This window comes from Lutimonas saemankumensis (assembly GCF_020171465.1).
Taxonomy (GTDB): Bacteria; Bacteroidota; Bacteroidia; order Flavobacteriales; family Flavobacteriaceae; genus Lutimonas; species Lutimonas saemankumensis.
Genome location: NZ_JAIUZR010000004.1, coordinates 519,882 through 535,432, shown reverse-complemented (window position 1 = coordinate 535,432; position 15,551 = coordinate 519,882). Strand labels below are relative to the sequence as shown.

The 15,551-nt window shown below is 39.1% G+C and carries 12 protein-coding genes; 7 read left to right on the top strand and 5 right to left on the bottom strand.

Annotated elements, in window-relative coordinates; all coding sequences use genetic code 11:
• Nucleotides 1-112 precede the first annotated feature (112 nt).
• Both aspS and LCM02_RS10125 read left to right on the top strand, forming a co-directional pair.
• Nucleotides 113-1,864, top strand: coding sequence for an aspartate--tRNA ligase (gene aspS / locus LCM02_RS10130; RefSeq protein WP_224929022.1), 1,752 nt, complete (start codon nt 113-115; stop codon nt 1,862-1,864).
• 103 nt (nt 1,865-1,967) lie between these two features.
• Complete coding sequence (locus LCM02_RS10125) at nt 1,968-3,755, top strand: chloride channel protein (protein WP_224929018.1); 1,788 nt, start codon at nt 1,968-1,970, stop codon at nt 3,753-3,755.
• On the opposite strand, the gene glpQ is transcribed toward LCM02_RS10125, so the two are convergent.
• Entirely contained in the window at nt 3,745-4,689 is a 945-nt protein-coding gene (glpQ, locus tag LCM02_RS10120; protein WP_262902514.1) for a glycerophosphodiester phosphodiesterase, read from the bottom strand. The two genes, LCM02_RS10125 and glpQ, sit on opposite strands and share 11 nt — an antisense overlap.
• A 98-nt stretch (nt 4,690-4,787) precedes the next feature.
• Between glpQ and LCM02_RS10115 the strand changes: the two genes are divergently transcribed.
• On the top strand, nt 4,788-5,021 hold the full coding sequence (locus LCM02_RS10115) for a hypothetical protein (RefSeq protein WP_224929011.1): 234 nt from the start codon (nt 4,788-4,790) through the stop codon (nt 5,019-5,021).
• Here the strand turns inward: LCM02_RS10115 and LCM02_RS10110 are convergent.
• Together LCM02_RS10110 and murI are read right to left on the bottom strand one after the other, a co-directional pair.
• Nucleotides 5,018-5,467, bottom strand: a complete 450-nt coding sequence (locus LCM02_RS10110; protein ID WP_224929007.1) for a nucleoside deaminase — start codon at nt 5,465-5,467, stop codon at nt 5,018-5,020. The two genes, LCM02_RS10115 and LCM02_RS10110, sit on opposite strands and share 4 nt — an antisense overlap.
• A gap of 1 nt (nt 5,468) precedes the next feature.
• Entirely contained in the window at nt 5,469-6,257 is a 789-nt protein-coding gene (murI, locus tag LCM02_RS10105) for a glutamate racemase (protein ID WP_224929004.1), read from the bottom strand.
• Between the two features lie 57 nt (nt 6,258-6,314).
• Here murI and LCM02_RS10100 point away from each other — a divergent pair, with 57 nt between their 5' ends.
• Both LCM02_RS10100 and LCM02_RS10095 read left to right on the top strand, forming a co-directional pair.
• Nucleotides 6,315-8,102 carry a 1-deoxy-D-xylulose-5-phosphate synthase gene (locus LCM02_RS10100; protein ID WP_224929001.1) on the top strand — a complete coding sequence of 596 codons (1,788 nt, stop codon included), beginning with the start codon at nt 6,315-6,317 and terminating at the stop codon, nt 8,100-8,102.
• Between the two features lie 23 nt (nt 8,103-8,125).
• Entirely contained in the window at nt 8,126-9,433 is a 1,308-nt protein-coding gene (locus LCM02_RS10095) for a DUF3078 domain-containing protein (RefSeq protein ID WP_224928997.1), read from the top strand.
• Here LCM02_RS10095 and LCM02_RS10090 read toward each other — a convergent pair.
• Complete coding sequence (locus tag LCM02_RS10090; RefSeq protein WP_224928992.1) at nt 9,430-10,773, bottom strand: deoxyguanosinetriphosphate triphosphohydrolase; 1,344 nt, start codon at nt 10,771-10,773, stop codon at nt 9,430-9,432. The two genes, LCM02_RS10095 and LCM02_RS10090, sit on opposite strands and share 4 nt — an antisense overlap.
• A 185-nt stretch (nt 10,774-10,958) precedes the next feature.
• Here LCM02_RS10090 and LCM02_RS10085 point away from each other — a divergent pair, with 185 nt between their 5' ends.
• Complete coding sequence (locus tag LCM02_RS10085) at nt 10,959-13,208, top strand: inorganic phosphate transporter (RefSeq protein WP_224928991.1); 2,250 nt, start codon at nt 10,959-10,961, stop codon at nt 13,206-13,208.
• Nucleotides 13,209-13,249: 41 nt separating this feature from the next.
• Here LCM02_RS10085 and LCM02_RS10080 read toward each other — a convergent pair whose 3' ends face one another.
• Nucleotides 13,250-15,025, bottom strand: coding sequence for a Na/Pi cotransporter family protein (locus LCM02_RS10080; protein WP_224928986.1), 1,776 nt, complete (start codon nt 15,023-15,025; stop codon nt 13,250-13,252).
• Between the two features lie 140 nt (nt 15,026-15,165).
• On the opposite strand from LCM02_RS10080, the gene LCM02_RS10075 reads away from it, so the two are divergent.
• A complete protein-coding gene (locus LCM02_RS10075; RefSeq protein WP_224928983.1) occupies nt 15,166-15,534 on the top strand; it encodes a carboxypeptidase-like regulatory domain-containing protein in 369 nt (122 codons plus the stop codon).
• Nucleotides 15,535-15,551 lie beyond the last annotated feature (17 nt).

Below are 15,551 nucleotides of genomic sequence, written 5' to 3'. Positions count from 1 at the left end.
TTTTGAATACAAGTTATTTGAAGATAAAAAAGAGGTGATAAAAATTATTTTAAATTCATTGAATCTCATACTTATATACTAAATTTGCACCTTCAATAAAAAGAGCAGGAAAATGTACAGAAGTCATAATAACGGAGAGTTAAGGCTGGAGCATGAGGGAATGGAAGTTCTATTGTCTGGATGGGTTCAGAAAGTCAGGGACAAAGGGTTCATGGTCTGGGTGGATCTTCGTGACAGATATGGGATAACTCAGTTAATTTTTGACAGTGAAAGAACGGATTTGGAAATTGTAGAGAAGGCGAGAAGCCTGGGAAGGGAATTTGTTATCCAGATCAAAGGTAAAGTTATTGAAAGAGAGGCCAAGAACGATCAGATACCAACCGGAAATATTGAAATACTTGTTGCTGAGCTGAACATCTTGAATGCGGCTAAAGTACCTCCGTTCACCATTGAGAATGAAACTGATGGCGGTGACGAATTAAGAATGAAGTACAGATATCTCGATATCCGAAGGAAACCGGTTCGCGATAATTTGATATTTCGTTCAAACGTTACCATGGAAGTCAGAAATTATCTTTCGAAGCAAGGTTTTATTGATGTCGAGACACCTTATCTGATCAAATCTACTCCTGAAGGGGCGAGGGATTTTGTTGTGCCTTCGAGAATGAATGAAGGACAGTTTTATGCATTGCCACAATCTCCTCAGACCTTTAAACAGTTGCTCATGGTAGGCGGGCTTGACAAGTATTTTCAAATTGTCAAATGTTTCAGGGATGAGGATTTAAGGGCAGACAGGCAACCTGAGTTTACTCAGATCGATTGTGAAATGGCATTTGTGGAACAGGAAGATATCCTCAATACCTTTGAAGGATTGGTTAGACATCTGTTAAAAGAAATAAATGGTGTTGAGGTAGCTGATTTTCCAAGAATGAGTTACGAAGAGGCCATAAAGACCTATGGAAATGACAAACCCGACATCAGGTTTGACATGAAGTTTGGAGAATTAAATGATCTGGCACAGGGAAAAGGATTTGGAGTTTTCGACTCTCAGGACCTTGTGGTAGGAATAGCCGTTCCGGGATGTTCTGAGTATTCAAGAAAACAGCTTGACAAGATTATTGATTTCGTGAAAACCCCTCAAGTGGGTGCCAAGGGTCTTGTCTGGGTAAAATACAACGAAGACGGAACTTTTAAATCTTCAGTAGATAAATTCTTTGATCAGGAACAACTTAAAAGCTGGTCAGAGAGGTTGGGAGCTTCAACCGGAGATTTACTTTTAGTGATGGCCGGGGAGGCCGATAAGACGAGGACACAATTGAGTACGCTAAGAATGGAGATGGCTGAACAGTTGGGATTGAGAAAACCGGACGAGTTTGCACCGCTCTGGGTAGTTGATTTTCCATTATTGGAATGGGATGAGGAAACAGAAAGGTATCACGCCATGCATCACCCTTTTACTTCTCCAAAGCCTGAAGACCTTGATCTGCTTGATACAGATCCGGGTAAAGTTCGCGCCAATGCCTATGATATGGTGCTGAACGGAAATGAAATCGGCGGAGGCTCAATACGAATTTTTGATAAGGAAACCCAATCGAGGATGTTTGACCTCCTTGGATTTTCAAAGGAAGAGGCTCAGGAACAATTTGGGTTTTTGATGAATGCATTCGAATATGGGGCACCACCGCATGGAGGACTGGCTTTTGGTTTGGACAGGCTGGTTGCCATTTTAGGTGGCCAGGAAACAATAAGAGATTTTATTGCCTTTCCTAAAAACAATTCCGGCCGAGATGTAATGATCGAAGCACCTTCCAGGATCGATGAGGATCAGTTGAAAGAGCTAAATCTGAAACTGAATTTAAAATAAATTAAGCGTTAAAAATCCGAAATGTATATTTCGGATTTTTTTGTGCTTGGTTTATAATTGCTACTTTTATTCACTATTAACTTTTTCATGTACCATTTGATCAATGCCAACCCTAAAAAAGCTTAGAAAAAGATTTTTTAAATGGAGATATAAACATATCACCAACCAGCAGTTTATCTATGCATTGAGTATTTTGGTGGGTTTTTTGGCCGGCCTGGGAACAGTGATCATAAAAAACCTTACGCATTTTATCCAAACACTTCTTCAGGGTAAAATAATTGTAGATTATCATCACAGCCTGTATTTTATTTTTCCTTTGATCGGTTTGATCCTTGTTTATCTGATACAAAAATATTTTATCCGCAGAAAGATAGGCCATGCCATTCCGTCAACCCTCTTTTCATTGTCCAAGAAAAAAGGACTGATTGAAAGATATAAGATGTATGCCTCCCTTATAACAGCTCCCTTGACGGTTGGATTTGGAGGTTCTGTCGGTTTGCAGGGTCCTGCAATTAACACGGGTGCGGCTGTGGCTTCAAATATTGCACAATACTTTCATATCAGTGCGAGAAACAGGTCATTATTGATCGGATGTGCTTCGGCAGGAGCCGTTGCCTCCATGTTTAAGGCCCCTATTGCCGCCGTAATATTTGCGGTTGAGATTTTCAGTCTCGATCTTGCTTTTGCCTCCATGATTCCTTTGTTGCTGGCTTCAGTCTCGGCCGTAATCACTTCTTACCTTTTCCTGGGATCGGAAATTCTTTTTACTTTCGAGATTCAAGACAGGTTTTCAATAAACGATATTTTATTCTATGTGGTTTTAGGAATAGGGTCAGCTGTAGCTTCCGTTTATTTTTCGAAGATGTATTTTTGGATCACGGGACTTTTTGACAAAATAAAGGGAGATGTAAAGAAACTGTTTATTGGAGGGATTATCATTGGCATCTTATTATTTTTTATTCCACCACTTTACGGGGAGGGTTTTGATCTGATCAATAATCTTTTACGGGGAAATCATATGAAAGCAATAGGAAGCATTCCGTTTGCCCAGGTAGTTGAAGAAAATATCTGGATGATCATTCTGCTTCTGATCGGTATTACAGTATTTAAAGCAGTTGCGATGACAGTGACCTTTTCTGCAGGCGGGGTAGGAGGAATATTCATTCCGACGCTTGTTATGGGAAGTGCACTTGGCAATGTCTACGCCAAGGTCGTAAACAACCTGGGCTGGGACTTTTCAATTTCTGAATCAAACTTTACACTCATCGGAATGACCGGCCTGATGGCCGGGGTGCTGCATGCTCCGTTGACGGCTATCTTCCTTATTGCAGATATAACAGGCGGATATGAATTGTTTGTACCCCTGATGATCGTTTCGGCCATTTCTTTCTCGCTGACCAGATATTATGTATCGAATTCCATTTATACTATGGAACTGGCAAAAAAAGGAGAATTACTCACCCATAATAAGGATAAGAATGTGTTGATGATGATGGAAAAAAGCAAACTCATCGAAAGAGATTTTGTCAAGATCAAACCGGAATACAATTTGGGGGAGATGTTGAATAGAGCCGTCACAAAATCAAAGAGAAATATATTTCCTGTCGTGAATGAAAAAAATGAATTTCTGGGAATACTGCTTCTTGATGATATTCGGAACATCATGTTTGATCAAAACATGTACGACAAGGTCCGGGTGGAAGAACTTATGCACAGGGCCCCCGATATTATATTTCATGAAAAAGACAATATGGAGGCTATTATGGAGAAATTCAAGCAAACAGGGGCCTGGAATTTACCTGTCGTAAAAAATGGAGAATACCATGGTTTTATTTCCAAATCCAAGTTGCTGACGGCATACAGAAGGCAATTAATAGAGGTTAGTCCTTGAAGTATGCCTTGAGAACATCGGGGAAGTCTGTAAATCCACCATCAATTTCCATTTCCTTGAATGAAAAATTTAAAAGATCCTCAAAAGTTTCAAAATTTGGATGCTCATCCGCTCTGAATGTATAGGCATGGATCTTAAGATTAAGGCCCCTGCAGCGCTCTATCAGGGATTTTTTCTCTGTTTCGGTCTTGCCATGTGCATAAAGGATCAGCTGCTCTATGGAAGGCCCTATGGCATCTGCATATGAGCTGTAAATTTCAAGATTTTCGAACCCTTCAGGCAGTTCTATCAGTTGGGTAAGAAACAGATCGGAATCCAGTTCTTCTCTGATTCTTCTCAGCTCCACAGCATCAAAGCACTGTAAAATACAGGGATCAGATTTCTTTGAATACCCAAAGGAATCCAAAACCTTTAAAACAATACTTGAAATTTCTTTGCCATTTTTTTTATGAAATCCGGGTTTTTTAATCTCAGGATAAATCCCAATGTTCTTGCCGGTACTTTTGTTCAATCCCTGGATCATGGAAATCTCTTCAGAAAGTGTGTGCAGCCTGAAATCAGATTCCTCCAAGGGGTATCTGCCGGGGAAGACTGCTTTTTTGGTACCGAGATGAATTCGTTCATGAACCGAGAGTAATTTTAATTCGTTTAAAGTAAAGTCGATCACATAGTAACGGCCATCTGAGCGATTTCTTTCGGGAAACACCTTTTTGACGTTGGTTACCTCTTCCAGAAAAATATCATGAATTACGATGGGAACATCGTCTTTACTAAGGACTATATCCTGTTCAATATAATCTGGATTCATGGCAAAGGCCATTGCCTTTGACTCCATTGTATGCTCTGGTAAATATCCGGAAGCGCCTCTGTGGGCAATGACTATTTTTTCAGCAAATTGATCTTTAGGCATGGTACAGTTGCAAAAAAGTAACAAGGCAAATATTGGAATGAATTTCAAGACATGGATGGCATTAAAATTTATTAAGCTAAAGATAAGACATTTTGTAAATTTGCAATTAAACAGAACACTTCATGAAATTAGCTTTAAGAATATTACTTTTTCTGACAATATCTTTGATTGGATATGGCTATTATTTAAATTATGAAAATTCGGGTCACGGTGAGAAGTTTATAGGAATCGGGGTACTTATTCTGGCCTTTGTGTTAATGCCTTTGTTTATTTATCATCGCTACAGAAATAAAGACCTGAAGAATTATTCGATCAAGGATTTTTCCAAGTTGCACAAAAAGGATGAAGAAGATTAATTCAGGTTTCTTTTTTCGATAAAGAAGCGAGTCAGAATTTCACCGCACTCTTTTTCAAGTATCCCGCTAGTAACTTTCGTCTTTGGATGAAGAGAGGTCCCAAAGTGTTTGTATCCGCGTCGCGAGTCAGATGCTCCAAAAACGATTTGGTCAATTTGGGTCCAGTAGCTTGCTCCGGCACACATCTGGCAGGGTTCAAGCGTTACATAAAGCGTACATTTTCTAAGATATTTGCCTCCCAGGTAATCGGAAGCAGAGGTAAAGGCCTGCATTTCTGCATGGGCTGTGACATCATTAAGTGTTTCTGTCAGGTTATGGGCCCTTGCAATAATTTTATCCCCAATAACTATGATGGCCCCTATCGGAACTTCATTTTTTTCAAAAGCGAGTTCAGCCTCCTGGAGAGCTTTTTTCATAAAATATTCATGGTTGAAAGGGCTTTCCATATCAGAAATCAGTTTTAACGGCTTTGAAACCTTCATTAAATTCATCAAGTATCTTTTGCATCACCTGGGGATCCTTATTGGTATAAAAAATGCGATTAATTTTTCCATGATCCAAATTCAGCATATCCTCCTGTTCCAGAATTACTTTGGTTTGTCTCGCTATGGCTTCACCTGAATCGAGAATTATAACGCCTGAGCCCACAATTTCTTCAATCTGATCGGTGAGAAATGGATAATGGGTACAGCCCAAGACCAAATGATCGATGTTTTTATCCATCATGGGTTTTATATGTTTCTTCAAAAGATTGGTCATCTCTTCGGAATGCATTTTTCCACTTTCGATAAGAGTTACAAGGCCTTCCCCCACCTGTTCCACAACCTCTACACCTTTGGCAAACCTTTGTGAAGTTTCAAAAAGCAAATCGCTTTTCAAAGTGCTTTTCGTGGCAAGAATCCCAACAATTTTTGTCTTGGAATTGAGAGCGGCTGGTTTTATTGCGGGCTGAACCCTTATAAAAGGAAGGTCATAGTGTTCTCTTAGATATTTTACGGCATTTGTGGAAGCTGTATTACAGGCAACAACAATTAATTTACATCCCTGAGAAAGTAGAAATTCAGTGTTTTTTACACTGATATTTATGATCTCTTCTTTCGTTTTTTCTCCGTATGGTGCATTTTTGCTGTCGGCCAGGTAAATAATATCCTCATTAGGCAATAGCCTATGAATCTCTTCATATATGGTTAATCCTCCTACTCCAGAGTCAAAAATTCCGATGGGGTTACTACGCATGGCACATATGAAACTTATTATTTTGGCTCCACCAAAGATAATCGTAGTTTTGCATTGGTGAGAAAAAAAAATTTAGAAAATATCAACAATTCAGGCGATCTTAAAAAGCTGTCGCTGGATGAACTTATTGATCTCTCGGGAGAGTTAAGAGATTTTATTATTGATATTGTTTCGGTAAAAAAGGGACACCTTGGCGCGAGTTTAGGTGTTGTGGAACTGACCATTGCTTTGCACTTTGTATTTGATACTCCGGATGATATTCTGATCTGGGATGTTGGTCATCAGGCCTATCCGCATAAGATTCTTACCGGAAGAAGAGATTCCTTCCATACGAACAGGGAACTTGGCGGGATCTCCGGATTTCCCAAAATAGAGGAGAGTCCTTATGACGCCTTTGGCACCGGCCATTCTTCAACGTCTATTTCGGCAGCATTGGGAATGGCGATAGCTTCAAGACTGGACGGAAATCTTCAACGGAATCATATTGCTGTTATCGGAGATGCCAGTATAGCCAGTGGAATGGCTTTTGAGGGCTTAAATCACGCTGGTGTAACCAAATCCAATTTACTGATCATTTTAAATGATAATGAAATGGGTATTGACCCGAATGTAGGGGCACTGAAGAATTATCTTACCTCCGTAAAAAAGGGAATGGATGCCCATCAAAAAAATATTTTCGAGGCGCTTGATTTCTCCTATTCAGGACCTGTAGACGGGCATGATATGCAGTCTCTGATCGAGGAGTTGGATCGTCTTAAATCCGTTTCGGGCCCTAAATTACTTCATGTCATCACAACAAAAGGTAAAGGTCTGAGTAAAGCTGAAAAGGACCAGATCACCTATCATGCCCCCGGACTCTTTGACAAGGAATCGGGAGAGTTAATTCTTGAAAGTGAGATGGAGATGCCTCCTAAATTTCAGGATGTATTTGGTCTTACTTTGGTTGAATTGGCTGAAGTTAATAAAGATATAGTAGGTATTACACCGGCAATGCCAACAGGTTCGTCGCTGAAATTTATGATTGAGAAGTTTCCAAACAGGGCATTTGATGTTGGAATTGCAGAGCAGCACGCGGTCACGTTGGCAGCAGGATTGGCTACTCAGGGTAAAATTCCATTTTGCACTGTTTATTCCACGTTTTTACAAAGAGCCTACGATCAGATCATTCATGACGTTGCTTTGCAGAATTTGCCTGTTGTATTTTGTATAGACAGGGCAGGCCTTGTAGGTGAGGACGGGCCTACTCACCACGGTGTTTTTGACATCTCATTTTTGAACTGCATACCCAATATTTTTATTTGTTGCCCTATGGATGAGATGGAATTGAGAAACATCATGTACACGGCACAAAAGGGTCTTAATGGGCCTGTTGCCATAAGATATCCACGGGGGAGAGGAACTCATACGGACTGGACAAATTCTTTTGAGTTGATTACAATAGGAAAGGGCAGAATAATTAAAGAGGGTAAGAACCTTGCCATACTGACGGTTGGCCCGGTTGGGGAGATCGTAAGGGAAATTTGTCTTGAATCTGAGTTTGATTCCTTGGGACATTATGACATGAGATTTGTAAAGCCACTTGACCATGAGATTTTGGAAGAGGTCTTTTCGGAGTACCAAAAGGTAATTACAATTGAGGAAGGTGTTTTGTCGGGTGGATTCGGCTCCTCTGTACTGAGCTATAAAAATGAAAACCGAATCAATGATGTGCTGATTGAGACCCTCGGATTTCCGGATGAATTTTTACAGCATGGAAATGTATCTGAATTGTATAAAATATACGGTTTGGACAAGGATGGAATAAAAAGGAGTATTCGTAAGCTTCAAAATATCGATAATAATTAAATTTGCATTTCTGTTTCGTTCAGATGAGTAAAACCATTAAGATACTTTTTTTAGCCCTCTTTTTCATCACTTCGGCAAGAGCTCAGATAAAAGATTCTGTTGATGTTAAAATAGCAATTGATACAATGGCTTTGGTCCAGAGTATAGACAGTAGCTATCTGCAAAGGCCTTTGTATCCTGAAGAAGATAAAATGCTTGATAGTTTGCAAGGATCAATTCCGGAACAGCCTCAAATGATCAGTGTTGAAAGAGCGCTTTTAGATTCCCTGCTGAGCCCCTATTACAATATTGAAATCGATTCGACCAAGGAAAATGATTTGGGCAGGTATATTGTCATTACACCAAAATATCGCATGACAATTGACCCTTATAGTGGTGATACGTCCTATGTACCCATACCGAAAAAATTAGATTATTTTACCCAGCTCAAATCGGTTGGAATTGACACTGTGGGGTTTTATAATGCTATTGAACTCGTACAAATCAAAAGGACAAAAAAAGCTAGAGACCCGGTTTGGTGGAAGCATGAGAACAGTGTGGGATTGGATCTGAACGAGGTCGCATTCGTAAACTGGAACGCCGGTGGACAAAATTCCATTTCAGGATTGTTCAAGGTTTTCTTTGCCAGAAATTATGAAAAATTATACACCTTGTGGAACAATGAAATTTCGGCAAGATATGGTTTGAATAACCAGCAGAATACCGGATTGATAAAAACTGATGATGAAATCAGGATATCATCTTCTTTTGGCTACCGAAAAGATACGATTTCAAAGTGGTATTTTTCATCTCAGTTCAACTTTAGAACGCAGTTCACTGATGGATATAAGGAACCTGATGATGAGGACCCTATTTCGAGATTCTTTGCTCCGGCTTATCTACATTTAGGGATTGGTTCAAAATACTACCTCAAAGATGATTTATTTTCAATTTATATGTCCCCATTAACATTAAAGGCAACGTATGTTTTTGATGAAAAACTTTCAAACGAAGGGGCCTTTGGAGTTACACCCGGCGAAAATTCAAGACATGAGCTGGGAATTCTGATCAGGTCAAAATGGGAAAAGGAGATATTTAAAAATGTGGCCATGGTCAATGATCTGGAGTTGTATACGGATTATATCAATAATTTTGGCAATATAGACGTAGATTGGGTACTGAGCTTCCAGTTTAAAATCAATAAGGTTTTTCAGGCGAGTTTCAGGACACATTTAATTTATGACGATGATATTAAAATCAAGGAAACAAACGAAGACGGTGAAGTAGAGACTCTCGGAGCCCGGGTACAGTTAAAGCAACAGTTGGGAATTGGAATTATCTATAATTTTTAACCCAGGTCCAGTCCTTTTATTTTTTTGTGTAACAAAATGGCGTAGCTGTCTGAAAAGTTGGCAACCAGATTGCAGATACTCAAAATTCGCTGATAAAGGTTTTCTGGTGTGTTTTTATACTTGTCAGGCAGCAGCATCAATATGAGATTGTCATAATTGGAAAGGCAATTCTCATGCTTATGATTTACCGCTGTTATGAAGACATTGAGAAGGTCTGCAATTACCTGGTATCCTGCAATTTCTTTTTCGACCACTTCCTGGCTCTGATAAATTTTTTCGACGCTGATTTTAATGATATCGTTAATCTGTGCCTCATATTTACATTTATCAAGAAGGGAAAATTGAAATTCTCCTTTCAGAATGGCGGATTCGTTTTCAACAAACATTCTCGCAGCTTCCTGAATTAAATTTCCAATAGCGAGAGCTCTTAAATAACTTATTCGATCCTGGGTGTTCTGAAGTGAATTGTACTTCTTGGTGTTGATTGTATCCCTCACGAGATTGATGAGATATTCAAGGGCATAATCTTCCGAAATAAGCCCCAAGTTGATCCCGTCTTCAAAATCAATTATAGTGTAGCAAATGTCATCTGCGGCTTCAACGAGGTAAGCCAGAGGGTGTCTTACATAGGAAACATCATTATTCTTACCGGTTTTCTTAAGGCCTAATTCCTCAGCCAGCTCTTTAAAAAAATGAAGTTCGGACTGAAATACCCCGTATTTTTTGTCAGCAATATTGGTACTCGGCCTTTTAGGCAAAGACTCTTTTGGATATTTGATAAAGGCCCCTAAAGTTGCGTAGGACAATCTCAATCCTCCCTGAATATTATTGATAGTCTCACAAAGTATTTTAAAGCCATTGGCATTACCTTCAAAATCAATTAGATCCTGCCATTGCTTTGGGTTCAGTTCGTTTTTGAATTTTTGTCCATTGCCGGACAGAAAAAATTCTCCAATTGACTTTTCACCACTGTGACCAAAGGGTGGGTTACCAATATCATGTGAAAGTGCCGCAGCAGCTACAATGGCTCCAAAATCATTGGATCGGTATCCTTTTTCTTTGAGTTCAGGGTATTTTTCAAGGACATGCCTTCCTACTATCCTGCCAAGAGACCTGGCCACCACAGATACTTCAAGGCTATGGGTTAATCGGGTATGCACGAAGTCTGTTTTCGACAAAGGGACCACCTGTGTTTTATCCTGAAGGCTACGAAAACTGTCTGAAAATATGATGCGGTCAAAATCAACTTCAAATCCCAGTCTTGTCTCATCCTGATCGATGCGTTTTCTTTGTTCAGTGTCCCCAAACCTTTTCAAAGAGAGTAATTTTTCCCAGTTCATATGCTTCATTTAAGTGCCGAAAGATACATTTTTTTAAAGAGTTTTTATGGTATAAATTATGCGGCTGTAAGGTTTTTTTGAAGTATCGTAAGCCGAGAAATCAGTTGCTTTAGATAATCTTTTAATTATTTGTAATTAATTCTTAATTCTGATTATATTTAGAACCTAATTAGACCTTAATAAATATGGAAAATATCTATTTCTTAATGATTATTGCATTGGTCATTCTGGCCATTGCTGATCTGGTTGTTGGAGTAAGTAATGATGCCGTTAATTTTTTGAATTCTGCACTAGGTTCAAAAGCAGTTTCCTTTCGTACAATTATGATTGTAGCAAGTATCGGGATCGCATTTGGGGCCATTTTTTCCAGTGGTATGATGGAAGTGGCAAGAAAAGGGATTTTCGTCCCTGGTGAATTTTACTTTAATGAGATCATGATCATTTTTTTAGCAGTGATGATAACCGATATTCTGCTGCTTGATTTCTTCAATACTTTGGGCATGCCTACTTCAACTACGGTTTCAATTGTTTTCGAGTTATTGGGAGCCGCTGTTGCCATGGCACTGATTAAAATTGGAACTGCCAACGGTTCTTTTGGGGACGTTCTGAATTATATCAACACCACGAAAGCCACGGAAATAATTTTGGGAATCTTGCTGTCTGTAGTAGTTGCATTCTCAGTTGGTGCCATTGTGCAGTATATTTCAAGAGTTTTGTTGTCGTTTAACTTTGAGAGAAAAGCGAAATGGGTTGGTGCCGTTTTCGGAGGATTTGCACTTGCGGCCATTACGTATTTTATTTTTATTAAAGGGTTGAAGGGTACAGATTATTACGCCGAAATTAAGCCCTTGATAGAAGGCAAGACCATGATGATCGTGGCTGTTAGTTTTGTGATCTGGTCCCTGTTGTCTTACCTCGTGGTGACCCTTTTCAAAATGAATATCTATAAAATCATCATCATTGTTGGAACCTTTGCTCTTGCACTGGCTTTTGCGGGGAATGACCTTGTCAATTTCATTGGTGTTCCCATTGCTGCATGGCAGTCTTATGAGGCATGGAATGCATCGGGTATTCCGGCCACCGAGTTCAGCATGGATGTTTTGAGCAAAAAAGTACCGACGCCTACTTTGTTCTTAGTTGGTGCGGGATTGATCATGGTAGCGACACTGTGGTTATCGAGCAAAGCCAAAACGGTTGTAAAAACTTCCATTGATCTGTCAAGCCAGGAAGACACAAAGGAGCGTTTCGAGCCTCATTTTTTATCCAGGAACCTGGTGAAGTTTACGATGTTGGCTTCTGAATACACGAGCACGATAGTTCCTGATTCGGTTCTAAAGAAGATAGAGGATCAATTTAAGAAGCCCGTTATTAAGCTTGCAAAAGATAAAAAACACGAGTTGCCTGCTTTTGACATGGTACGGGCAGCGGTGAATCTAATGGTGGCCAGTGTATTGATTTCTATTGCCACATCAATGAAACTTCCTTTATCCACTACCTATGTTACTTTTATGGTAGCCATGGGGACATCTCTTGCCGACAGGGCCTGGGGTAGCGAAAGTGCTGTTTACAGGGTAGCGGGTGTATTGAATGTTATTGGAGGTTGGTTCTTTACGGCAATAGTTGCATTTATTGCTTCAGGAACCGTGGCCTATTTGATACATTTAGGTGGCCCAACAATGATTGCTGTATTGCTGTTGCTGGCGGTTCTTCTTTTGTCGAGAAATTATATCAAACATGTGCGGGAATCGAGAGAAACCAGAACAGAGGATAGTTTGAGCAAGGCTGAAAGTAGTTCAATTCAGGGTGTAATTGAAGAGAGCGCCGATAATATTTCAAAAGCTTTAAAAAGGGTGGGAAAAATCAATTCTGCAGCCATTAAAGGTTTAATCAGCCAGGATCCGAATAAGTTGAGTAAAGCAAAACAATCTGTTGTTAAACTGGAGAATGAAATTGAAGACCTGCAAAATGATATTTTTTACTTTATCAAGGATCTTGATGATTCTTATCTGGGTGCAAGCAAGTTCTATATCGATGTGATAGGAAGTTTGCAGGACGTTGCTCAATCATCAGGTCTTATCGCTAAAAAAAGCCATAAACATGTTCAGAATCATCATAAGGCATTGAAGAAAAAGCAAACTGAAGAACTACTTACCATTAATGATAAGTTAATCACTTTGTTTAAAGATATCAGCGAAGTATTTGACTCGAGAAACTTTGACAAGATTGTACCTGAGATTATAGAAAGCAAAAAAGCACTTTTGGAAGAAGTTAAGCTGTCGATTCAAAAACAGGTTGAAAGAACGAGAGAAAGTGATTCTACCAGCCCTAAGAATACCACTTTGTACTTTATTATTCTGCTGGAGACTAAAGACCTGATCATGGCTTGTATTAATATTCTTAACTTGTATTATGACCAGCATGATCACAGCAATTAGGCAAACATAGTTGCTAAACGGATTAAAGAGACGATTCTATTCTAAACTGGTTCAAGGATACTGTCTTTTTCACCGTAAAGCAACTGACCAACTTCTATTATTTTTTGTATCATTTCGTTTACGTTGTCATGATCATTAACCAAAGAAGATGCCATGTAGGTTGTAATCAAATTTTTCCTGATGAGGTTATTGATGCTCTTGTTTTCCATTTTGGACTTCTCTTTTGATTTGTTTTTTAATGCAACAAGTTTATCATAGTGTTCCTGCCTGCTTTCATCTTCTTTGAACATGTAAACGGCTCTTAAAACTTTTACAACTCTCCTTCTGAATTTGTTGTATTCTTTTTTGATATATACATTATCAGAATAAGTATAAACGCTAATATTTCTTCTAAGCTCTTTTACATCCCTGATGATCTCCACCATTTTTCTGTTAGCAATTTTTATTTCGGAGATTCTTTGATGCTGTTCTTTGCTCAGTTTAAGTTCAGATTGTGCTATGGTGGCAAATTCGAGAATTTTGCCATAAATTGTTTTTACCTTGTGCATGTAAAGGTCCCTAATGTCAATTTCAATCTCACGTTTGGATTTCTTAATGAGATCCTTTGATTTCAATCTTGACAATATATCAGAGCGATGGATGTTCAAGGAGTGAGTTACAATTTCAAAAATGGCATTTTCAAACAAATATTTTGTTTCGGATTCCAGCGAAGTAATTGCCGTAGGAGCGAATTCAAGAGTAGCACTATTCAAATATTTGGGTTCATCAATATCTTTTGCCCCCGATTCCTTCACTATTTTGATAAGTAAAGATTCGAGTTTTTTGATGAAAGGAATCATGATCAGTACACCAAGGATATTGAATATGGTGTGAAACAGAGCAAGCTTTAAGGTATAGTCATCGCTGGCAATGCCTAAAACTTCTGAAAGTTGATTGACCAGGTTCGCTAAAGGGTAGATACAAGCCAGGGCCACAAGTCCGGTGACAAGATTGAAAACTAGGTGAGCCAGGGCAAGTCTTCTACCGGCAATATTTGTACCCATTGATCCGATCAAGGCGGTGATGGTCGTACCAACATTGGTTCCTATTGCCAGAGCCAGAGCGTTTTCATATTCAATTTGACCAGCAGACAAAGCCGTAAGAATCAAAGCCAGGGAGGCACTACTTGATTGCAGAATTGTGGTGATAAAGATCCCTATACCTGTGTAAATAATTACACCTAAAAATCCAGGTACGGCATAAACGGTAAGGTTAAAATACTGGCTAAACACGTCAAAGCCTTCTTTCATGTAATGTATTCCGAGAAAAAAGAAGCCCAAACCCGTTAATACATTTCCGATTCCTTTCATCGTCTTCTTCTTTTGGAAAGAAAAGATGATTCCAAAAATCAACATGGGCATAGCCAATACGGAAATTTTGATTTTTAATCCAAACCCTGCAACCAGCCAGGCTGTGGCCGTGGTACCAATATTGGCACCGAAGATCAAGCCGATTCCTCCGGCAAGACTTATCAGTCCAGCACTAATAAAGGATATAGTAATTACAGAAACTAAGGAGCTGGATTGGATCAGGGCTGTTACAAGGGCACCCAGGGAGATACTTTTGTACAGTTTGTTAGTGGCCTTTTTAAGGATCAACTTTAAAGGCCCCTTTGTAAATACCTTAAATCCTTCTTCAAGGGTAATCATTCCAAAAAGAAGAATCGATACGCCTGCGGCAATGGTCTTAAAGTTAGGATTAAAAAACAATAAACCCGCCAGAAGCACAAGAACAATTAAAAAGATCCATCGTTTGATCATAAAACCTAAATTATACATAAACTTACTAATAAGGGCCAAACTTTACAACCTTACATGAATATAAGTTAACCATAGATTTACGTATTGATTATGATTCGTTAACAATAGGTTAACGTTGAAGTGATTTAGAGTAATTTTCTTTGTGGAAATATTTTTCGATGAAAAATTTATTTCTGATTTTCTTATTTCTTACGGGATGGGCAGCATGTGCCCAGGGCGTTGTTGTAAAGGGAAACGTACTTGACGGCGATTTTAATAATGAGCCTTTGGCATTTGCCAGCATCAAAGTTAAAGGGCTGGGTATTCATGCCGAAACTTCACTATCAGGGAATTTTGAATTGGAATTGCTTGAAGGCAACTATGATCTGGTTATAGAATTTATTGGTTATGAACCTGTGGAGATCAGAAACATTGAGGTTAATGAAGAAAAGGTAATTCTGAAACCAGTTATTCTTAAAGCCAGAGGGCCTGAATATGATCTGGCATCTGCCTTTAAAGGGATGTCGTCATCGTCATCGGATGAATGAACTTAAAGATTTTGACA

Excerpts from the sequence above, each read along its gene's own strand:
- LCM02_RS10080 (WP_224928986.1), bottom strand. The coding sequence starts at position 15,025 with ATGTATAATTTAGGTTTTATGATCAAACGATGGATCTTTTTAATTGTT.
- LCM02_RS10075 (WP_224928983.1), top strand. The coding sequence starts at position 15,166 with ATGAAAAATTTATTTCTGATTTTCTTATTTCTTACGGGATGGGCAGCA.
- LCM02_RS10125 (WP_224929018.1), top strand. The coding sequence starts at position 1,968 with ATGCCAACCCTAAAAAAGCTTAGAAAAAGATTTTTTAAATGGAGATAT.
- LCM02_RS10110 (WP_224929007.1), bottom strand. The coding sequence starts at position 5,467 with ATGGAAAGCCCTTTCAACCATGAATATTTTATGAAAAAAGCTCTCCAG.
- LCM02_RS10115 (WP_224929011.1), top strand. The coding sequence starts at position 4,788 with ATGAAATTAGCTTTAAGAATATTACTTTTTCTGACAATATCTTTGATT.
- LCM02_RS10095 (WP_224928997.1), top strand. The coding sequence starts at position 8,126 with ATGAGTAAAACCATTAAGATACTTTTTTTAGCCCTCTTTTTCATCACT.
- LCM02_RS10090 (WP_224928992.1), bottom strand. The coding sequence starts at position 10,773 with ATGAACTGGGAAAAATTACTCTCTTTGAAAAGGTTTGGGGACACTGAA.
- LCM02_RS10085 (WP_224928991.1), top strand. The coding sequence starts at position 10,959 with ATGGAAAATATCTATTTCTTAATGATTATTGCATTGGTCATTCTGGCC.
- murI (WP_224929004.1), bottom strand. The coding sequence starts at position 6,257 with ATGCGTAGTAACCCCATCGGAATTTTTGACTCTGGAGTAGGAGGATTA.
- aspS (WP_224929022.1), top strand. The coding sequence starts at position 113 with ATGTACAGAAGTCATAATAACGGAGAGTTAAGGCTGGAGCATGAGGGA.